16 protein-coding genes are annotated in these 19,367 nt (G+C 63.2%); 10 read left to right on the top strand and 6 right to left on the bottom strand.

From position 1 onward, the window contains the following. Positions 1–335 precede the first annotated feature (335 nt). The 7 genes from hemJ to ABIB00_RS26505 all read left to right on the top strand — a co-directional run bounded on the left by hemJ (position 336) and on the right by ABIB00_RS26505 (position 8,824). Positions 336–770 (top strand): protoporphyrinogen oxidase HemJ, encoded by a 435-nt coding sequence (hemJ, locus tag ABIB00_RS26535; RefSeq protein WP_354106396.1) that lies wholly within the window; start codon positions 336–338, stop codon positions 768–770. A 247-nt stretch (positions 771–1,017) separates the two neighbouring features. Next, entirely contained in the window at positions 1,018–2,283 is a 1,266-nt protein-coding gene (gene rho, locus ABIB00_RS26530; protein ID WP_247448236.1) for a transcription termination factor Rho, read from the top strand. A gap of 317 nt (positions 2,284–2,600) precedes the next feature. Next, complete coding sequence (gene mnmE, locus ABIB00_RS26525) at positions 2,601–3,959, top strand: tRNA uridine-5-carboxymethylaminomethyl(34) synthesis GTPase MnmE (protein ID WP_354106395.1); 1,359 nt, start codon at positions 2,601–2,603, stop codon at positions 3,957–3,959. A 282-nt stretch (positions 3,960–4,241) separates the two neighbouring features. Continuing rightward, the gene (gene mnmG / locus ABIB00_RS26520) at positions 4,242–6,122 is read left to right on the top strand and encodes a tRNA uridine-5-carboxymethylaminomethyl(34) synthesis enzyme MnmG (RefSeq protein WP_354106394.1); all 1,881 of its coding nucleotides are present in this window, start codon (positions 4,242–4,244) and stop codon (positions 6,120–6,122) included. A gap of 99 nt (positions 6,123–6,221) precedes the next feature. Next, on the top strand, positions 6,222–6,905 hold the full coding sequence (gene rsmG, locus ABIB00_RS26515) for a 16S rRNA (guanine(527)-N(7))-methyltransferase RsmG (protein WP_502917887.1): 684 nt from the start codon (positions 6,222–6,224) through the stop codon (positions 6,903–6,905). Between the two features lie 30 nt (positions 6,906–6,935). Beyond that, entirely contained in the window at positions 6,936–7,790 is an 855-nt protein-coding gene (locus ABIB00_RS26510; protein WP_247448231.1) for a ParA family protein, read from the top strand. A gap of 149 nt (positions 7,791–7,939) precedes the next feature. Next, entirely contained in the window at positions 7,940–8,824 is an 885-nt protein-coding gene (locus tag ABIB00_RS26505) for a ParB/RepB/Spo0J family partition protein (RefSeq protein WP_354106392.1), read from the top strand. A gap of 274 nt (positions 8,825–9,098) precedes the next feature. Here the strand turns inward: ABIB00_RS26505 and holA are convergent, their stop codons facing one another. Genes holA through leuS form a run of 3 tightly spaced genes read right to left on the bottom strand, consistent with a single transcriptional unit; the run spans position 9,099 to position 13,337 of the window. Continuing rightward, positions 9,099–10,127 carry a DNA polymerase III subunit delta gene (gene holA / locus ABIB00_RS26500; RefSeq protein WP_354106391.1) on the bottom strand — a complete coding sequence of 343 codons (1,029 nt, stop codon included), beginning with the start codon at positions 10,125–10,127 and terminating at the stop codon, positions 9,099–9,101. 47 nt (positions 10,128–10,174) lie between these two features. Continuing rightward, positions 10,175–10,726 carry an LPS assembly lipoprotein LptE gene (gene lptE, locus ABIB00_RS26495; RefSeq protein ID WP_247352557.1) on the bottom strand — a complete coding sequence of 184 codons (552 nt, stop codon included), beginning with the start codon at positions 10,724–10,726 and terminating at the stop codon, positions 10,175–10,177. Then, positions 10,713–13,337, bottom strand: coding sequence for a leucine--tRNA ligase (leuS, locus tag ABIB00_RS26490; protein WP_354106390.1), 2,625 nt, complete (start codon positions 13,335–13,337; stop codon positions 10,713–10,715). The genes lptE and leuS overlap by 14 nt, the downstream gene beginning before the upstream one ends. A gap of 192 nt (positions 13,338–13,529) precedes the next feature. Here leuS and ABIB00_RS26485 point away from each other — a divergent pair, with 192 nt between their 5' ends. Beyond that, a complete protein-coding gene (locus ABIB00_RS26485; protein ID WP_354106389.1) occupies positions 13,530–14,576 on the top strand; it encodes a GGDEF domain-containing protein in 1,047 nt (348 codons plus the stop codon). Between the two features lie 3 nt (positions 14,577–14,579). On the opposite strand, the gene ABIB00_RS26480 is transcribed toward ABIB00_RS26485, so the two are convergent. Then, on the bottom strand, positions 14,580–16,277 hold the full coding sequence (locus tag ABIB00_RS26480; protein ID WP_354106388.1) for a diguanylate cyclase domain-containing protein: 1,698 nt from the start codon (positions 16,275–16,277) through the stop codon (positions 14,580–14,582). Positions 16,278–16,384: 107 nt separating this feature from the next. On the opposite strand from ABIB00_RS26480, the gene ABIB00_RS26475 reads away from it, so the two are divergent. After that, positions 16,385–17,074, top strand: a complete 690-nt coding sequence (locus ABIB00_RS26475) for a YggS family pyridoxal phosphate-dependent enzyme (RefSeq protein WP_354106387.1) — start codon at positions 16,385–16,387, stop codon at positions 17,072–17,074. A gap of 22 nt (positions 17,075–17,096) precedes the next feature. Here ABIB00_RS26475 and ABIB00_RS26470 read toward each other — a convergent pair whose 3' ends face one another. Both ABIB00_RS26470 and ABIB00_RS26465 read right to left on the bottom strand, forming a co-directional pair. Continuing rightward, a complete protein-coding gene (locus ABIB00_RS26470) occupies positions 17,097–17,870 on the bottom strand; it encodes a 2-keto-4-pentenoate hydratase (RefSeq protein ID WP_354106386.1) in 774 nt (257 codons plus the stop codon). Between the two features lie 6 nt (positions 17,871–17,876). After that, positions 17,877–18,446, bottom strand: coding sequence for a L,D-transpeptidase family protein (locus ABIB00_RS26465; protein WP_502917885.1), 570 nt, complete (start codon positions 18,444–18,446; stop codon positions 17,877–17,879). Positions 18,447–18,648: 202 nt separating this feature from the next. On the opposite strand from ABIB00_RS26465, the gene ABIB00_RS26460 reads away from it, so the two are divergent. Further along, positions 18,649–19,335, top strand: coding sequence for a response regulator transcription factor (locus ABIB00_RS26460; RefSeq protein ID WP_007598630.1), 687 nt, complete (start codon positions 18,649–18,651; stop codon positions 19,333–19,335). Positions 19,336–19,367: the final 32 nt, after the last annotated feature.

Here is a 19,367-nt window from a genome sequence, read left to right as displayed (position 1 = left end):
AGAACAAGTTCGACGCCCTGCCGAAAGGGAAACGGGATTGGGCCGATAACCCCCTTGATAAGCTGCCGACAGAAACGCGCAAGCCTTTGAAGCTGGTCGACTTATCGAAAGCGACCAGAGCGATCGGGTATATGTTGATGGATGTGAATAAGCGCGTGGCAACGGGCGGACTGAATTGTGTGAGTCCAATTCACCGTCACATAGACTCAAACCTTAAGAATCTAAGATTCTTATTGGAGAAGGGCGCTACGGACGGATAAGTGTGCAGGCAAGACCTTAACGGGTTCTTACTATCCCCAGTTCCCTTGCCTCGGCAGAAATCCGGACGCAGAAAAATGTTCGAAGACGTCTATCTCTGGATCAAGGCGCTGCATGTGATCGCCGTCATCTCGTGGATGGCGGGCATGCTCTACCTGCCAAGGCTGTTCGTTTATCATTGCGAAGCCGAGGTCGGCTCGAAGCAGTCGGAAACGTTCAAGATCATGGAACGGCGCCTGTTCAAGGCGATCATCAATCCCGCCATGATCGTCACCTGGCTCGCCGGGCTCTATCTCGCGTGGGCCGGTCATTGGTTCACCTTCGGCTGGCTGCACGTAAAACTGGCGCTGGTCCTGGCGATGTCGGCGGTCCACGGCTTTTTTTCGCGCTGGTTGAAGGATTTCGCCGCGGACCGGCGTCCACGAAGCCAGAAATTCTATCGGATTATCAATGAGGTACCAACTGCTCTGATGATTTTGATCGTCATCATGGTGATCGTGAAGCCGTTCTAGGCAAGGATTCGCGAACGATCGCTCAGCGCTTCGGCTTGCGGAGTGTGAGCCGATTTTCTATATTAGCGATATCCCACCCAACGCAGGCGGATGTGGTTGTGTCTGAGCTTTCCAAAAGCCGGACACCCCATCAGGTTTGAAGCCTCACCGGCGCTCTCCTTGCCAGACCTGCGGACCTTACATTCTCGCGTCCGCACTTCAGAGCCTCCTCGCACCCCTCCCCAGGTTACCCCACAGGACCACCCCAATGCGGGAAATTAAACTCCAGGACCTCAAGTCGAAGACGCCGGCCGAGCTCGTCTCGTTCGCGGAAGAGAACGGGGTCGAGAATGCCAGCACCATGCGCAAGCAGGAGCTGTTGTTTGCCATCCTCAAGCAGCTTGCGATCGCCGAGACCGACATCGTCGGCGAAGGCGTCGTCGAGGTTCTCTCCGACGGCTTCGGCTTCCTCCGCTCGCCTGATGCGAATTATCTGCCGGGCCCGGACGACATCTACGTTTCGCCCTCGCAGATCCGCCGTTTTGGCCTGCGCACCGGTGACACCATCGAAGGCCACATCCGCAGCCCGAAAGAGGGCGAGCGCTACTTTGCGCTGCTGAAGGTCAACACGCTCAATTTCGAGGACCCGGAAAAGGCCAAGCACAAGGTCAATTTCGACAATCTCACGCCGCTGTTTCCGAATCAGCGTTTCCGCATGGAAATCGACGATCCGACGCGGAAAGACCTGTCTGCGAGGGTGATCGACATCGTCGCGCCGATCGGTAAGGGCCAGCGCGCGCTGATCGTCGCGCCGCCGCGCACCGGTAAAACGGTGCTGATGCAGAACATCGCGCATTCGATCGCGCACAATCATCCTGAGTGCTATCTGATCGTGCTCTTGATCGACGAACGTCCGGAAGAAGTCACGGACATGCAGCGCTCGGTGAAGGGCGAGGTCGTCTCCTCGACCTTCGACGAGCCGGCGGTGCGCCACGTCCAGGTCGCCGAGATGGTGATCGAGAAGGCCAAGCGCCTGGTCGAGCATGGCCGCGATGTCGTGATCCTGCTCGATTCGATCACGCGCCTCGGGCGCGCCTACAACACCGTGGTGCCGTCATCCGGCAAGGTGCTGACCGGCGGTGTCGACGCCAACGCGCTGCAACGCCCGAAGCGCTTCTTCGGTGCCGCCCGCAACATCGAGGAGGGCGGCTCGCTGACGATCATCGCGACCGCGCTGGTCGATACCGGCAGCCGCATGGACGAAGTCATCTTCGAAGAGTTCAAGGGCACCGGTAACTCCGAGCTGATCCTCGACCGCAAGGTCTCGGACAAGCGGACCTTCCCGGCGATCGACATTTCCCGCTCCGGCACCCGCAAGGAAGAGTTGATCACCGATCCACTGGTCCTGAAGAAGATGTACGTGCTCCGGCGCATCCTGAACCCGATGGGTACGATGGATGGCATCGACTTCCTGCTCGACAAGCTGCGCTCGACCAAGAGCAATTCCGAGTTCTTCGACTCGATGAACACCTGAGCCAGGTGCAGCGTGGAAATCAGAGGGCGCCTCCGGGCGCCCTTTTCTTTTGTGCGGCTTTGTTGCAGCGAAGGTGCAGCATGGTTGGGCATTTTCGGCTTAACCCGATTTTATCATAAGTCTTTGATATTATTTTAGTAATAATAGAATTCTGGAATGCCACTTTAATCGGCGGCGAGCAATTTTATAGCAAACCTCGTCCCGGACATATTGCATCGCAATATGGATTTTGCTGCGGGAATTGGTGCAGCAAAACCACCCGATGCGTCGCCCGAAACTGACGTTTGCCTTTTCCCCATCAGCCGGACAAATAGGCCATGCATCCGCGAGACCAGACCATCTTTGCATTGTCGTCCGGCCGCCCGCCGAGCGCGCTCGCGGTGGTGCGTGTCTCCGGGCTAGGCGCCAGCCTGGCGCTAACGACGCTGGCAGGCAAGCTGACGGCGCCGCGGCAGGCCAGCCGCCGGTTGCTTCGTGACGGCGCGGGCCAGCCGATCGACGATGCGGTGGTGCTGTGGTTCCCGGGGCCGGCCAGCGCGACTGGCGAGGACGTCGCCGAATTTCACGTCCATGGCGGCCGCGCGGTGCTGGCCGCACTCCTCGCCGCTATTTCCGTAATTCCGAACATGCGCGCCGCAGAGCCCGGCGAGTTCACGCGGCGCGCGTTCGAGAACGGCAAGCTCGATCTGACCGAGGCGGAGGGCCTCGACGATCTCATTCATGCCGACACCGACCGCCAGCGCCGCCAGGCGCTACGGCAGTTGCAGGGCCTCCTCGGCAATCGCGCGCGCGACTGGCGTGAGCGCATCATCGAGGCCTCGGCCTTGATCGAGGCCGGCATCGATTTTTCCGACGAGGGCGATGTGCCCGCCGAGTTGAGGGCGCCTGCGGTCAAGGCGATCAGGGCCCTGCATGGTGAAATCGCAGAAGTCCTTGCGGGACAGGGACAAGCTGAACGTCTGCGCGACGGTCTGGTGGTTGCGATTGCGGGCGAGCCGAATGTCGGCAAGTCGACACTCATCAACCAGCTCGCGCGCCGCGACGTCGCGATCGTCTCGCCGCATGCCGGCACGACACGTGATGTGATCGAAGTGCAGCTCGATCTCGACGGCTATCCCGTCACGGTGATCGACACCGCCGGCATTCGCGAGACCGATGATCCGGTCGAGCAGGAGGGAGTCCGCCGGGCGCGAGCGCGGGCCGAAGACGCCGACCTCGTGTTGTGGCTGGTGGAGGGTGGCAGCGCTGTCGATCCGGACACGATGGGGTCGCTGGGGAAGTCCGGCAGCGGGAGCAGTCCCTCCAGCGGCTCGGTCTGGATCGTGCGCAACAAGATCGATCTCAGCGGGGTCAAGGACGCCAGGCCGCGCGGCGAGTTCGGAATCTCAGCGAGCCGGGGCGACGGCATTCCCGAGCTGGTCGATGCCCTCGTGAAATTCGCCGCGGACTTCTTCGGAACGACCGAGGGGGCCTTAGTGACCCGGGCCCGCCAGCGGGATCTGTTAGGCCGGGCATCGGACAGCTTGCGCCGGAGTCTGGAGCTTATAGAAGAGGGCGAGGAGCTTGCCGCCGAAGAACTGCGTGCTGCCGCCTATGCCTTGGGCCGGCTGTTGGGTCGGGTGGACGTCGAGGACGTCCTCGGGGCGATTTTCCAGAAATTCTGTATCGGAAAGTAGGGCTAGTTCTTCATTGTAGGACTAGATTGTAGGACCAGCTCTTGTTCCACTCTTTGGACTTTGGCTGAGGAAGAGTGGAGTTCCATGTGTTTCACGTGAAACATTGGCTCTTTGACTCGTTCTGCTTCGTGAAAAACAGGAGGCGGAACAAGGCACTGTCTACTGTGCATGGGGTTGTTTTCACGAAGAGCGTTCTGGCCTCGAAGTTCCGTTTCACGTGAAACAGCGTCCTCATTCAGTTTCCACTTCCGGCTTCCCGGTCTCTGGGATACAAGTCCGCCTATGCGAACAGAGCGAGAGAGCTTCGACGTCATCGTGATTGGCGGCGGTCATGCCGGCTGTGAGGCCGCGGCTGCTTCTGCCCGCATGGGCGCAGCGACCGCTCTGGTGACGCATCGATTCTCCACGGTCGGCGCGATGTCCTGCAATCCCGCCATCGGCGGTCTCGGCAAGGGCCATCTGGTTCGTGAGGTCGATGCCCTTGATGGTCTGATGGGCCGCGTCGGCGATGCCGGCGGAATCCAGTTCCGTGTTCTCAACCGTCGCAAGGGACCGGCTGTCCGTGGACCGCGCGCGCAGGCGGACCGAAAGCTCTATGCCGCCGCGATGCAGACGGCGATCCGGGAGACCGAGGGTCTTTCCGTTGTCGAGGGCGAGGCGGACGAGCTGATCGTGATCGAGGGCCGCGTGACCGGCTTGCGTCTAGCGGATGGGCGCGAACTTCGAGCAGGGGCCGTGGTCGTCACCACCGGCACCTTCCTCCGCGGCCTGGTCCATCTCGGTGAGAAGAACTGGCCGGCCGGCCGGGTTGGCGAGCCTCCTGCGATCGGCCTTTCGACCTCCTTTGAGCGAGCCGGGTTCACCCTTGGACGGCTCAAGACGGGGACTCCGCCGCGTCTGGATGGTACGACGATCGACTGGTCTGCCGTCGAGATGCAGCCGGGCGACGAGCCTCCGGAGCCGTTTTCGGTGATGACCGAGCGGATAACCACGCCGCAGATCCAGTGCGGGATCACCCGGACCACGTCCGCGACCCACGAGGTGATCCGGGCCAATGTGCATCGTTCCCCGATGTACTCCGGCCAGATCAAGAGCTCCGGACCGCGCTATTGCCCCTCGATCGAGGACAAGATCGTTCGCTTCGGCGATCGCGACGGTCACCAGATCTTCCTGGAGCCGGAAGGTCTCGACGATAGCACCGTCTATCCCAACGGCATCTCGACTTCGCTGCCGGAGGAGGTCCAGCTCGCCATCCTCGCAACCATTCCCGGCCTGGAGCGGGTGAAGATGGTCCGGCCGGGCTATGCCATCGAATACGACCACGTCGATCCCCGGGAACTCGATCCGACTCTCCAGACCAAGCGACTTCGCGGTCTATTCCTGGCCGGGCAGATCAACGGCACGACCGGCTACGAGGAAGCCGCCGGCCAGGGCATCGTGGCCGGGCTGAATGCGGCGCTGGCCGCCAGCGGCGCCGAACTGACGGTGTTCGATCGTGCCGATGGCTATCTCGGTGTGATGATTGACGACCTCGTCACTCGCGGCATCAGCGAGCCGTATCGGATGTTTACCTCAAGGGCCGAGTACCGGCTGACGCTGCGCGCCGACAATGCCGATCAGCGTCTGACCGAGAAGGGCATCGCCTTGGGCTGTGTTGGCTGCGCCCGAACGCTGCATCATCGGGCCAAGATGGACGCTCTGAATGCGGCACGAGTGCTATCGAAGTCACTGACGATCACCCCAAACGAAGCCATCAAGCACGGGCAGTCCCTGAACCGGGATGGCCAGCGTCGATCGGCCTTCGAGCTGATGGCGTATGCCGACATCGGCTGGAGCCAGGTCCGCGCGATCTGGCCGCAGCTCTCTGCCATTGATCCCGTCATTGCGACCCATCTCGAGATCGATGCCAAGTACGATGTCTATCTGGAGCGCCAGAGCGCGGACGTCGAAGCCTTCAGGCGGGATGAGGGGATGGTGCTGTCGGACGTCGATTACCAGCAGGTCCCCGGTCTTTCCAATGAGGTCCGGGCCAAGCTGGAGAAGACGCGGCCGTTCACCGTCGGCCAGGCCGGCCGGATCGACGGCATGACTCCGGCGGCGCTCGGCATCCTCGCGGCCTATCTTCGCCGTGAGGCGCGGAAGGCTTCCAAAGCAATCGCATAGGCGTTTCACGTGAAACAACGCGGGCCGGGCGGCGGCAGATCGTCATCAGGAAAACCCTCGGCGGGCGAGGGCACTGGTCTTCGCTCCGAACCGGCGCCGATCAGGCCGAAGCTCGACAAGGCCAGCGCCAACGATCAGTCGCTGGACTCCATCGTCGCTGCCGACAAGATCGCGGCGCTCAAGCTCGCGCCCGTTTCACATGAAACGGAAGCCCGGCTCGATCGCTACATCGCACTGCTCCGGGAATGGCAAGCCAAGACCAACCTCGTCGCGCCCTCGACGTTGCCGCATCTCTGGACCCGGCACATCGCCGACTCGCTTCAGCTCGTGGCGCTCGCGCCGTCGGCCAAACGCTGGGCCGACCTCGGCAGCGGCGGCGGTTTTCCTGGGGTCGTCCTCGCCTGCGCCATGGCGGGGACCGCCGAGGCGAGCGTCCATCTGGTCGAGCGAACCGCCAAGAAGGCGGCCTTCCTGCGCGAAGCTATTCGCGTCACGACATCTCCGGGAGTCGTACATCTCGCCGAGATCAGGGATAATGTGGATAGAATCACCGGCCCGGTCGATTGCGTCACCGCGCGTGCGCTGGCTCCGCTACACCAGCTCATCGGCTTTGCGGAGCCGCTGATGCGCCAGGGCGCAAAAGCGTTGTTTCTCAAGGGTCAAGATGTAGAGTCTGAATTGACCGAAGCCACTAAATATTGGAATATTCAGCCGCAGCTCCACCAAAGCCGGACAGGTGACGGTTGGATCGTCGAGCTGGCTTCCGCCGAACGGCGCGGGTGAGGCGTTCAGGGGTCGAGTGGGGAATTTGCGATGAGCGTGATTGACGAACCGCAGCAGGAACAGACCGCCGCCGTCCCCCAGGGCCATCCGCGCATCCTGGCGCTGGCGAATCAGAAGGGCGGCGTGGGAAAGACAACCACGGCGATCAATCTCGGCACGGCGCTCGCGGCGATTGGCGAACGCGTCCTGATCGTCGATCTCGATCCGCAGGGCAACGCCTCGACTGGCCTCGGCATCGATCGCCGCAACCGCTCCTGCTCGACCTATGACGTTCTGGTGGGCGAGGCGAGCCTGCGAGAAGCGGTGGTGTCGACTGCCGTGCCGCGGCTGCATATCGCGCCCTCGACCATGGATCTCTCCGGCCTCGAGCTCGAGCTCGGCACCACGCCCGGTCGTGCCTACAAGCTGCGTGACGCGATCAGCACGCTCAACAACAACGTCTCGCCCGACGCCGATTACACCTACGTGCTGATCGACTGTCCACCCTCGCTCAACTTGATCACTGTGAACGCGATGGCGGCTTCCGACGCGATCCTGGTGCCGCTGCAGTGCGAGTTCTTCGCGCTCGAAGGTCTGTCGCAATTGCTGCAGACGGTGGAGCAGGTGCGCTCGACGCTCAATCCGAACCTGTCGATCCACGGCATCGTGCTGACCATGTTCGACTCGCGCAACAACCTCTCGAACCAGGTCGTTGCCGACGTCCGGCAGTTCATGGGCGAAAAGGTCTACAAGACCATGATCCCGCGCAACGTGCGCATCTCGGAGGCGCCGTCCTACGGCAAGCCGGTGTTGGTCTACGATCTCAAATGCGTCGGCAGCGAAGCTTACTTGCGGCTCGCCACCGAAGTGATCCAGCGCGAGCGCGAGCTGCGGACGACGCATTGAAGCTGCGCTAATTCGTAGGATGGGTAGAGCGCAGCGAAACCCATCATCGAACGCGCCAACAGCGATGGGTTTCGCTTCGCTCTACCCATCCTACAAGTTTCGAGAATTCAGTTCTGGAGTGCTGCACCGTGAATCCAAGGGAGCTGACGATGGCCGATGAAGCGCGTTCGCGATTGGGCCGGGGTCTTGCGAGTCTGATCGGGGACGTCGGCGGCGAGGCTCAGCATGTCGACCGCCCGCGCGCGCAGCGCAAGGTGCCGATCGAATTCATCAAGCCCAATCCGCGCAACCCGCGCCGCGCCTTTTCGGAGGCCGAGCTCAAGGAGCTCTCTGACTCCATCAAGCAGCATGGCGTGATCCAGCCGATCGTGGTGCGTCCGGTGAAGGGCGTGCAGGACCGCTTCGAGATCATTGCCGGCGAGCGTCGCTGGCGTGCTTCGCAGATGGCCGGCCTGCATGAAGTGCCGATCGTGCCGGTCGACATCAGCGACAGCGATGCGCTGGAGTTCGCGATCGTCGAGAACGTGCAGCGCGAAGACCTCAACCCGATGGAAGAAGCGCTCGGATATCACGCGCTCGCCAACGAGTTCAAACGCAGCCAGGACGACATCGCCAAAGTCGTCGGCAAGAGCCGCAGCCACATCGCCAACATGATGCGGCTGACGAAGCTGCCCGACGAGGTGCAAGCCTTGATCACGAGCGGCGAGCTGACCGCAGGTCACGCCCGTGCGCTGATCGGCGTGCCCGATCCGCTCACGGCCGCCAAGCGCATCGTCGAAGAGGGCCTCAACGTGCGCCAGACCGAGGCGCTGGCGCATGAAGAGGGCGTGCCGGAACGCAAGCCGCAGAAGGCGCGCACGGGGGCGAAGGAAAAGGACCCAGACACGGTCGACCTGGAGAAGCGCGTCAGCGACGCGCTCGGCCTCAAGGTCACCGTGAGCCACCGCGACCCCGGCGGCTCCGTCCAGATCAACTATCGCAATCTCGACCAGCTCGACGAGGTAATGCGGCGGCTGGCAAAGGGCGCGCTGTAGGCCGTCATTCGTACTCTCTTACCCTCACCCTGAGGAGCTGCGAAGCAGCGTCTCGAAGGGCAAGGGCCCGGGCCTTCATCCTTCGAGACGCGCGCAAGAGCGCGCTCCTCAGGATGAGGAATTAACGCCCATCCACACGTCATTGCGAGCGCAGCAAAGCAATCCAGAATCTTTCTGCGGAGAGACTCTGGATTGCTTCGTCGCTTGCGCTCCTCGCAATGACGAGGGGAGAGGGAGAGACACTCTCGCAATGACGCGCGGAGAGAACGGAAGTTCAGCCCCGCCGCTTCGCGTTCGCGGCGATCGACATCAGCGTGCGCTGGGCGATGGCGGCGGCGAGGGTGGATTGCTTGCGGGTGTCGAGCGCAGCGGTCGCGAGCTGCTCGATGATGGCGGCGAGCCGCGCCACGCTGAAATTGCGCAGCGCGGTTTCGACCGCGGGCTTTCGTGAAAAATGCAGGCGTGGATAGCCGCCGTCGAGCACCGCGGAAGCGGGCGTGCCGTCGGCGATTGCGAGCGCCGATTTGTGCAGCCACGCCGCCTGACGCAGCGCCGCAGAGATGATCACGCCGGGATAGGTGCCGGCGATCATGGCTTTGGCGAACTCGTTCTCGACGGTCTCGGGTCGGCCGGCGAAGGCGCCGTCGACGATCGGATCGAGTTTCAGCTCCGACGCATCGGCGACGACGGCCATCACGTCGTCCAGCGTGATCTCGCCCTTGCCATGGGCATAGAGCGTGAGCTTGCGCAGCTCGTTGCGCGAGGCCTGGCGGTCGCCGCCGAGGAACGACATCAGCGCCGCGCGGGCGTCCTGCGCGATGCGCAGATTGGCGATGCGGAGCTCGTCTTCCATCAGCTTGGCTAGGTCGCGCTCGGTGTCGGGATAGCAGGCCATCGCGACGGCCGTCTTGGCGCGCTCGCAGGCCTTGCGCAGTGGCGATTCCGGGCGCAGCTCGCCGGCCTCGATCACGATGCGGCAATCCTTCACGCCCATCTCCGCCAGCGTGTCGATGCCGCTGGCGAAGCTGCGCGATCCGGCGCGGATGCGGATGGCGCGGCGGCCGCCGAACAGCGGCACCGTCATCGCTTCGTCCACGAGCCGCGACGGCTCGGCGGAGAGCTCGTCGCCATCGAGCTTGACCAGCGAGAAGGGATCGTTGGGATCGTCGACAGCCGAGGCGATCAGCGCATCGGCGCGTTCACGCACGAGGCCGGCATCGGGACCATAGAGCAGGATGATCGGACGGCCCGCATCGGGGCGGGCGAGAAAGGCGTCGATCTCTTTTCCGCGCAGCGCGACCATGTTGCCTGAGGTTCGTCGTTCCGGGCGGCCCGGAATGACGGGATGAATTAAGTGCCCGCGGTGAAGAACGAGGCGAGGCGCGTCGTGATGTTCTCGGCGATCTCGTTGGCGGCGCGATCCTCGGCATCACGTACCGCGCGGTTGCGGCTGAAGCGCTGATAGGAGCCGGGCATGTCGTAGGACACGCGCGAGAACGTGGTGCCGGTCATCACCGACTTTCCGCTGACGACCTCGATCAAATTGTACTGGGCGTCGAGGCCGTAGTTTTCGCTGCTCGGCAGGCCGGTATTGGCATCGACGATCAGCGACGACTTGCTGCTTGAGAAGCGGATCTCAAGGCGGTGGGTCGGCGGCATGCCGGTGGCGGTGCCATAGAGCTTAAAGGCCAGCGCGTTGCGGACCTCGACGCCGACGCGGGCCTCGCGGGAGGCATTCGCCTTGGCGATCGGGGGCAGATCGACCCCCATCAGCTTCTCGCGCAGGCCGGGGGTGCCGTCGGTGCGCTCGGCGTACATCGGCTGGAAGCAGCCGGCCGTCAGGGCCGCCAAGGCGGCAACCGCCAGCAAGCGGGCTGCGATGCGGATCCTAGCCGACAACATTCACGATCCTCTTGGGGACGATAATCACCTTGCGGACGGGCTTGCCGTCCAGAGCCAGTTTTACCGTATCGAGGGCCAAAACGGCAGCCTCGATTTCCGGATTCTCGGCCGCTGTTGCAACTGTGACCTCACCCCGCTTCTTGCCGTTGACCTGGACCACCAGGGTCACGCTGTCTTCAACCAGCAAATCGCGTTCGATTTGGGGCCAATTGGCCTCGGAAACCAGCCCGCTGTGGCCCAGAACCTGCCAGCACTCCTCGGCCAAATGCGGCATCATCGGGGAGAACAGCTGGACCAGGATCTGGCTGGCCTCCCGGATTGCCCAGACGAGGTCGGGGGTGGGCTGGCCGGGGCGCTGCAATACTTCCGAAAACGTATTGGCGAATTCGCGGATATGGGCGAGGCAGACGTTGAAGTGCAGCCGCTCGATTCCGGTGGTGACCTTGTCCAGCGCGCCATGGGCGGCCTTGCGCAAGGCGGTGGCGTCCGGGCCGAAGCTGGCCGGGCGAGCCGCCGGCGCGGTCTTGCCCGGTTCCATGGAGTCGTTCACCAGCCGCCACAGCCGCTGCAGGAAGCGCGAGGCGCCCTGGACGCGCTCGTCGCTCCAGATCACGTCGCGGTCGGGCGGGGAGTCCGACAGCATGAACCAGCGGGCGACGTCGGCGCCGTAGGTCTCGATGATGTCGTCGGGGTCGACCGTGTTCTTCTTCGACTTCGACATCTTCTCGATCGGGCCGATCTGGATGTCTTCGCCTGACGTCAGCAGCGTCGCGCGGCGGCCGTTGGCGCCGGTCTCGACCTTGACCTCGACCGGTTGCACATAGGTGCCGTCGGCCTTCTGATAGGTCTCGTGCACCACCATGCCCTGCGTGAACATGCCGGCGAACGGCTCGTCCAGCGCAATGTGCCCGGTCGCCTTCATCGCACGCGTGAAGAAGCGGCTGTAGAGCAGATGCAGGATCGCGTGCTCGACGCCGCCGATATATTGGTCGACCGGCAGCATCCGGTTAGCGACCTCTGGCGTCGTCGGCGCGTTCTCGTTCCAGGGATCGGTGAAGCGCGCAAAGTACCAGGACGAATCCACGAAAGTGTCCATGGTGTCGGTTTCGCGTTGCGCCTTGCCGCCGCATTGCGGGCAGGTCACGTGCTTCCAAGTCGGATGATGATCGAGCGCGTTGCCGGGTTTGTCGAAGGTCGCATCATCAGGCAGTATGACGGGCAGGTCGGCGTCCGGCACCGGCACCACATCGCATTTGGGGCAGTGGATGATCGGAATCGGGCAGCCCCAGTAGCGCTGGCGCGAAATGCCCCAGTCACGCAGGCGGAAGTTCACTTGGCGCTCGCCGACCGGCGCGTTGCCGCGCAGCTCGGTTTCGAGACGCTTCGCCACGTCGTCCTTGGCCTGATCGATGGTCATGCCGTCGAGGAAGCGCGAATTGATCATGCGGCCGTCACCATCATAGGCGGTGTCGGTGATGACGAACGATTTCGGATCCTGGTCCTCGGGGCACACCACCGGAATGTTGCCGAGACTGTACTTGTTGACGAAGTCGAGATCGCGCTGGTCATGCGCGGGGCAGCCGAAGATGGCGCCGGTGCCGTATTCCATCAGCACGAAGTTGGCGACATAGACCGGCAGCTTCCAGGAGGGATCGAACGGGTGGACCGCACGGATGCCGGTGTCAAAACCCTGCTTCTCAGCGGTGTCGATGACTTCCTGCGCGGTGCCGATCTTCTTGATCTCGGCAATGAACTCGGCAAGTTTCGGATTCTTCGCCGCGGCGGCCTGCGCCAGCGGATGATCGGCCGAGATCGCCATGAATTTTGCGCCGAACAACGTGTCCGGGCGCGTCGTGAAAATCTTCAGCTCGCTCTCGCCGGCCGGCGTCGTCGCCGCATCGAGCGCGAAGCGGATCAACAGGCCTTCCGACCGGCCGATCCAGTTGCGCTGCATCAGCCGCACCTTGTCGGGCCAGCGGTCCAGCGTATCCAGTGCCGACAGCAGCTCCTGCGAGTACTTCGTGATCTTGAAGACCCACTGGTTCATTTCCCGTTGTTCGACAACGGCACCCGAACGCCAGCCTTTGCCGTCGATCACCTGCTCGTTGGCGAGCACGGTCATGTCGACGGGGTCCCAGTTCACCTTGCGCTTTTCGCGCTCGGCGAGGCCTTCGCCCAGGAAGTCCAGAAACATCTTCTGCTGGTGCTTGTAGTAGCTGGGATCGCAGGTTGCGATCTCGCGGCTCCAGTCCAGCGACAGCCCGATCGAGCGGAGCTGCTTCTTCATCGCGGCGATGTTGTCGTAAGTCCAGGCCTTCGGCGCGACCTTGCGCTCGATGGCGGCGTTCTCGGCCGGCAGGCCAAAAGCGTCCCAGCCCATCGGGTGCAGCACGTTGAAACCCTTGGCGCGCATGAAGCGGGCCAGCACGTCGCCGAGCGTGTAATTGCGGACATGGCCGATATGGATGCGCCCCGACGGGTAGGGGAACATCTCCAGCACATAGTATTTCGGCCGCGGATCGTCGTTCTTGGAGACGAAGATCGCCTGCTGGTCCCAGGCGGCTTGCCAGCGCGGTTCGGCGTCGCGGGCGTTATAACGTTCGGAGGTCATGGAATCGTTGGGTTTTCGTGGGTTCGGCTGTCTAAAGACGGCGGACTAGGCCATAGAAGTCCTCAAGGGGTCAATGGGTTGCCGCAATTTGGGAACCTTCGTCGCTGCACCGCATAACTACTGAGGCTGCGTTGGGGTGTGATTAAGGGGTCGATGCGAGTTTGCGACCGACCAGAACTCTCAAGACTTGTGATGGACGCCAGCTTCGACGATCCCGATTACGACTATGCCGCGTCCATTGCCGGACGGGCGATGCGGAGCATGGCCGAACAGCGGATCCCCGCAACGCCGACCAATTTCGCCGTCTGGTTCCAATATTTCGCGGGAACCCATGACGATCTGCGCAACGCGATCGATCTCCTGATTGATCACAATCGGCCCTTCGACGTCAGGACCAATCAGGATCTGTTCGAGACCTACGTCGCGCCCCGGGTGAGCGCCGTCGTTGTCGACACGTCCGAGCGGCTGCATAGCCTGATGGGTGCGGCGAAGGATTTTCTCGCGACTGCGATTGCCGACAATCACTCCCAGATGCAAGCGATCAACGAGGTCGCCGACCAGGGCAACGCCGGTGTCGACCCCAAAGTACTGGTTGCCCAGCTCATGAACGAGTTGGGCCGCGCGGCCACCCGCGCGACTCGGCTCGAGGCGGGCTTTGCGGAAAAGACCCGCGAGCTCGACGTGATCCGCGACTCTCTCTCCAAATCCGAGCAGCGTGCCCGGACCGATACGCTCACTGGCCTTGCCAACCGGCGGGCGCTCGATGAATTCCTGCGCAAGGCGCAGGCGACTGCGGACTGGGGTGAGCCGCTCAGCGTGCTGATGCTCGACATCGACCACTTCAAGACCTTCAACGACAGTTTCGGCCACGGCGTCGGCGACCAGGTGCTGCGCCTGATGGCAAAGGTGTTGCGCGAAAAGGTCCGCGAGCAGGATCTATCGGCGCGCTACGGCGGCGAGGAGCTGATCGCGGTGCTGCCGGATGCCGATCTGGCCGCCTGCGCCGAGGTCGCCGAGCGAATCAGGCGAGCAATCGCGGAATCCAGGATCACCCGTCGCTCGACCGGCGAGGTCCTGCCTGACATCACGGTTTCGATCGGCGTGGCGCAGTATCGGATCGGCGAGGCAACCGCCGACCTCATCGAGCGCTGCGACCGCGCGCTCTATCTTGCGAAGAACGGCGGCCGCAATCGTGTGGTGACGGAGATCGAGCTCGATCGCGCCGCGGCCGCGGGTTAACCCTCAACCGGCCATCATCATTTCCGCCGCGCCGTTGTCGATCACGGTGATGCCGTGCTCGACGACGTTGTTGCGGCCGCGGTGTTTGGCGGCGTAGAGCGCGGCGTCGGCGGCTTCGATCAGATCGCCGGGGCGCAGACTCTCGTTTGGCTTTGCCGCGGCAACACCGATCGAGACGGTGACGATCATGTGGGCGGAAGTGATGTGCGGTAGGCACAGCTTCAATACGGCCGCGCGGGCCTGCTCGCCGATTTCGACGGCGCGCGCCACGTCGGTGTTCGGCAGCAACAGGCAGAATTCCTCGCCGCCATAGCGGGCCGCGAAGCCCATCGTGTCGGCGGCGATGCCGGACAGCGACTCGCCGAGCCTGGTCAGGCAGGAATCGCCTTCGAGATGACCATAGGTGTCGTTGAACAGTTTGAAATGGTCGACGTCGATCATCAAAAGCGCGAGTTCGCTGCCATATTGCTGCGCGCGCATCCATTCGAAGTCGAGCCGGCTCTGGAAGCCGCGGCGGTTGGCGAGCCCCGACAACATGTCGATCGAGGCCATCACCGTGAGCCGGTCGTTGCTCGCCATCAGCTCGCGTTCGCGCTGGCTCAGCTGCGCGGCCATCGCATTGAACGCGCGGGCCAGCGGCACGAACTCGGCCGGCAGACGATTGCGCGCAGCGCGCGCCGACAGATCGCCCTCGCCAAGGCGCTTGGCCATATCGGCCAGCATCTCGATCGGCTTGATCACCAGCTTTTCGGCGGCGATCAGCGCGCCGAGCAGGACGAACACGACGACGAAAGCGAGCTGGAGATAAGCAGTGCGGATGTCGCGGCTCACGGCCGCAGACACCTTGTCCTCGTCGATGCTGGCGATCAGGCGGGCATTGGTGCCGGCGATGCGGATATAACTGACCGCGCAGCGGGAGCCGTCGGCGGCGAGGAAAGACAATGCGCCCTCGTCCTGGTCCGACCGCAGCGCCTTGTCGGCGATCGCGGACATCAGCGGCATGTTGTCGAGCGGACGACCGACCGCGCTGTGCTGGTCGGCCGGTGCCGCCAGCACGGTGCCGGCGCTGTCGACCAGGACGGCGGTGATGCCGGCGCGGCCACCCAGATTGCTCATGACCTTCGACATCCAGTCGAGATTGACGGTGGCAAGCACGACGGCATCGGCTACGCCGCTGAAGGCGGACACCGGGTAAACCGCCATCACGGTCGGCGCCAGCACCGGCCGCGACAGGATGAAGTCGCTCAGCACGAAGCGGCCGGTTTCCTGCGCCTGCTGGAAGTACGGCCGGTCACTGAGATCGAGGCCGACATACATGTTGTTGGTGGCGCACTGGATGCGCCCGTCCTGGCCGGCGATCAGAAGCGTACGGATCCAGGGAAGATTCGACGGCAGGCTCGCGCGCAGCACGTCACAGCTCTTGCTGATGCCGCCGGCGGAGGCGCGGATGAAGGCTTCAGATTTCAGGATGGTCTCGACTGACGAGATCACCTCGCGCTGGGCGTCGGCGCTGTGCCTTGCGACGGTGGTGAATTCAGCTGCGGCCTGCGCGATCTGCTTCGTGCGCGTGTTTTCGAGCGAACGGATGCGCTCGAACATCAAGGGCGCCACCAGAATTACCGCGAGCAACGCAAGCCGCGCCCGGATTCCGAGAACCTGCTTGAGTTTCGCTCGTTTGCGGTTGAAACTGACGTTTGCCATCTTCGCTGCCCACCCGCGGCCAAGGTAAAGCGAAGGGTTCAAAAACTCTTTCTTGAACTCGGTAAAATTAGAACTAGCTCCGCAACAACCAGAACCCATGCGACATCATGACTGAAGCCAACGCCGCGCCGGTAACCGGCGATTCACCAAACGCGCTCGCCGCGGTCGAAGCCGAAATCGCGCGCGCCTGCGCGGATGCGCGGCGCGAACGTGCCTCCGTGACGCTGATCGCGGTCTCGAAAACTTTCGCAGCAGATGCAATTACCCCGGTCATCGATGCCGGACAGCGCGTATTCGGTGAGAATCGCGTGCAGGAGGCCAAGGGCAAGTGGCCCGCGTTAATTTCTGTTTACTCCGATATTGCGCTGCATCTGATCGGGCCGCTGCAATCCAACAAGGCGAAAGAGGCCGTGGCGCTGTTCGATGCCATCCATTCGGTCGACCGCCCGAGCATTTGCCAAGCGTTAGCCAAGGAAATCGAATCTCAGGACAAGCACCCGGAACTGTTCGTCCAGATCAATATCGGCGAGGAGCCGCAGAAGGCCGGCATTGCCCCCGGGGAGGCCGACGCCTTCATCGCGAGCTGCCGCGACACCTACGGGCTGACGATCTCCGGGTTGATGTGCATCCCGCCGGTGGACGAGCCGCCGGCGGCGCATTTCGCGCTGACCGCCAAGATCGCCGCGCGCAATGGATTGAACAAGCTCTCGATGGGCATGAGCGCGGATTTTGCGACCGCCATCATGCTCGGCGCCACGCATGTGCGTGTGGGAAGCGCGATCTTCGGGCACCGGTAATTTCGCCGGGGGCGCGTAGCGCCTATGCGAACCCCACCGACACCTTCCCCAGCACCCCAAAATCCACCGCAAGATGATCGCCGGCCTGGATCGGCAGCGGCGGATGGCACGTGCCCGTGGTCACCACCTCCCCTGCCCGCAAGGTGATGCCGAGGCCACTCAGTTCGTTGGCCAGCCAGACCAGGGCGATTCGGGGATCGCCGAGCACGTTCTTGCCGTGGCCGAGATAGCGCTCGCCGCGTAGCGTGATCTGCGGCCGCTCCTCGACGAGATCCATGGCGCGCCAGTTCGAAGTGGTCGCCGCACCGAGCACGAACAGATGCGCGCAGGCATTGTCGGCGATGAGCTGCGCCTCGCCGGCGCCTGCGAAATCGGCAAAGCGCGAATCGGGAATCTCGATTGCAGGATGCAAGCCGTCCACGGCGGCCAGCACCTCGTCGACGGTGTACGCCGCTGCACGCGGCGGCAGATCGCGTCCCATGCGGAAAGCAAACTCAGGCTCGCCGACGCGCATCGCGTTGCCCTTCATCGCAGCCGTGCCGCCATCGGCGATCACGGTGTCGCTCATGATGCGGCCGGCCAGCGGTCCCGCGACATTGATGTGCTTTTGTCCGGACTCGCTCGTTGCTGCGATCTTCCAGCCGAACAACGTCCCGCTGAGCGCAGCCTGCACGGCGTAGCCCTCAGCGCGGCTCTGTGGCCGCAACCGTGGCTCCAGCGCGTCAAGCTTGGTGCCGTCGCGCCAATGTTGAACGAGGACGCGCGATGCGGCGGCGATCTGATCCCCGTCGAGCATGTATCCTCACCCGATGATGATTTTTGTTTTTGGTCCCAGCCGCCGCAGCAACTGTCGCATCGCCGCTTTGGTCATCGCGACGCAGCCTGCGGTCGGGCCGAAATTGTCGCGGGCCAGATGCAAGAACACCGCGCTGCCGCGGCCGGCGATGCGCGGCCTCGTGTTGTGGTCGATTTCGATGATGAAGTCATAGAGATGGTCGGTCCGCTTGAGCCGGTCACCGCCCTGCCCCTCGCCGAGCCGGATTCCCTGATTGTAATGACGGTCCCCGGGATCCTCGCACCAGGCGTCCGTGTCGCCGATGCTCCTCGCCGGCAAGAAAGTCTGCGGGCGGCTGTGCCGGTCGCCCCGCCACCACAAGCGCCTGGGACGGAAGCTGCCCCTCGGGGTGCCGCCATCGCCCTCGCGCTTGTTGGCCAGAATGCCGCCCCGCCCGAGCGCGACCGGAATCGTCAGCGCCCCCGCGGTCAGCCAGCCCCGGCATGGATTCCCCGCCGCAGGCTTAATGCGGATCGCGGACAATGGTCCGGCGCCTCGGTTCATGGTGTAACTAGCTGAAGCAGCTTTGTTTTTCATGTGAACGTGCAATGTCGAATTCATTACAGGACATTCATCGAAGCGCCCTGCTATTCTGGGTTAGAGTGGTTCTGGCTTGTGAATCGGTAACAGCCCACTACTTCAACACGAACAACAATAATAACAGCGACCCCTAAACTTCCCTCTCGGCTGGGTGCAGCATGGATGCGCGCCGCGCCGGACCCCAAAAGGATGACCCCCTATGGCCAATGCCCGCAAGATCCTGATCGTGGATGACGATACCGATCTGCGCGATACGTTGGTGGAGCAATTATCGCTGCACGAGGAATTTGAAGCCTCCGCCGTCGATACCGGCGCCAAGGGCGCGAGCGCCGCGAAGGCCAATGCTCCTGATCTCGTCCTGATGGATGTTGGCTTGCCCGACACCGATGGCCGTGAAGTGGTCCGTTCCTTACGCAAGGGCGGGTTCAAGGCTCCGATCATCATGCTTACCGGGCATGACACCGATTCCGACACGATTTTGGGGCTGGAATCCGGCGCCAACGACTATGTCGCAAAACCCTTCCGCTTCGCGGTTCTGTTGGCTCGTATCCGCGCCCAGCTCCGCCAGCACGAAGCCAGCGAGGACGCGGTGTTCTCGGTCGGCCCCTATTCTTTCCGGCCCGGCTCCAAGATGCTGACCGCCGCCAATGCGCGCAAGGTCCGGCTGACGGAGAAGGAAACCGCCATCCTCCGCTTCCTCTACCGGGCCGGCCAGATGCCGGTCTCGCGCGAGACCCTCCTCCAGGAGGTCTGGGGCTACAATTCCGGCGTCACCACCCACACGCTGGAAACCCACATCTACCGCCTTCGCCAGAAGATCGAGAAGGACGCCGCCAACCCCGAGATCCTGGTCACGGAAGCCGGTGGCTACAAGCTGGTGCCGTGATACGCTTCAGGGGCGTGCGAATCGTTTTAGAT

This window comes from Bradyrhizobium sp. LB14.3 (assembly GCF_040547985.1).
In the GTDB taxonomy this organism is placed as follows: domain Bacteria; phylum Pseudomonadota; class Alphaproteobacteria; order Rhizobiales; family Xanthobacteraceae; genus Bradyrhizobium.
The sequence above is the reverse complement of the archived record's forward strand: the minus strand, read 5'-3'. Positions and strand labels throughout refer to the sequence as shown.

Bases quoted from the DNA above. Each gene is read 5' to 3' on its own strand.
- mnmE (WP_354106395.1), top strand. From the start codon at position 2,601: ATGCATCCGCGAGACCAGACCATCTTTGCATTGTCGTCCGGCCGCCCG.
- leuS (WP_354106390.1), bottom strand. From the start codon at position 13,337: ATGACCTCCGAACGTTATAACGCCCGCGACGCCGAACCGCGCTGGCAA.
- mnmG (WP_354106394.1), top strand. From the start codon at position 4,242: ATGCGAACAGAGCGAGAGAGCTTCGACGTCATCGTGATTGGCGGCGGT.
- lptE (WP_247352557.1), bottom strand. From the start codon at position 10,726: ATGTTGTCGGCTAGGATCCGCATCGCAGCCCGCTTGCTGGCGGTTGCC.
- ABIB00_RS26510 (WP_247448231.1), top strand. From the start codon at position 6,936: ATGAGCGTGATTGACGAACCGCAGCAGGAACAGACCGCCGCCGTCCCC.
- ABIB00_RS26465 (WP_502917885.1), bottom strand. From the start codon at position 18,446: ATGAAAAACAAAGCTGCTTCAGCTAGTTACACCATGAACCGAGGCGCC.
- ABIB00_RS26505 (WP_354106392.1), top strand. From the start codon at position 7,940: ATGGCCGATGAAGCGCGTTCGCGATTGGGCCGGGGTCTTGCGAGTCTG.
- ABIB00_RS26475 (WP_354106387.1), top strand. From the start codon at position 16,385: ATGACTGAAGCCAACGCCGCGCCGGTAACCGGCGATTCACCAAACGCG.
- rho (WP_247448236.1), top strand. From the start codon at position 1,018: ATGCGGGAAATTAAACTCCAGGACCTCAAGTCGAAGACGCCGGCCGAG.
- ABIB00_RS26460 (WP_007598630.1), top strand. From the start codon at position 18,649: ATGGCCAATGCCCGCAAGATCCTGATCGTGGATGACGATACCGATCTG.
- ABIB00_RS26480 (WP_354106388.1), bottom strand. From the start codon at position 16,277: ATGGCAAACGTCAGTTTCAACCGCAAACGAGCGAAACTCAAGCAGGTT.
- ABIB00_RS26485 (WP_354106389.1), top strand. From the start codon at position 13,530: ATGGACGCCAGCTTCGACGATCCCGATTACGACTATGCCGCGTCCATT.
- hemJ (WP_354106396.1), top strand. From the start codon at position 336: ATGTTCGAAGACGTCTATCTCTGGATCAAGGCGCTGCATGTGATCGCC.
- ABIB00_RS26470 (WP_354106386.1), bottom strand. From the start codon at position 17,870: ATGCTCGACGGGGATCAGATCGCCGCCGCATCGCGCGTCCTCGTTCAA.
- holA (WP_354106391.1), bottom strand. From the start codon at position 10,127: ATGGTCGCGCTGCGCGGAAAAGAGATCGACGCCTTTCTCGCCCGCCCC.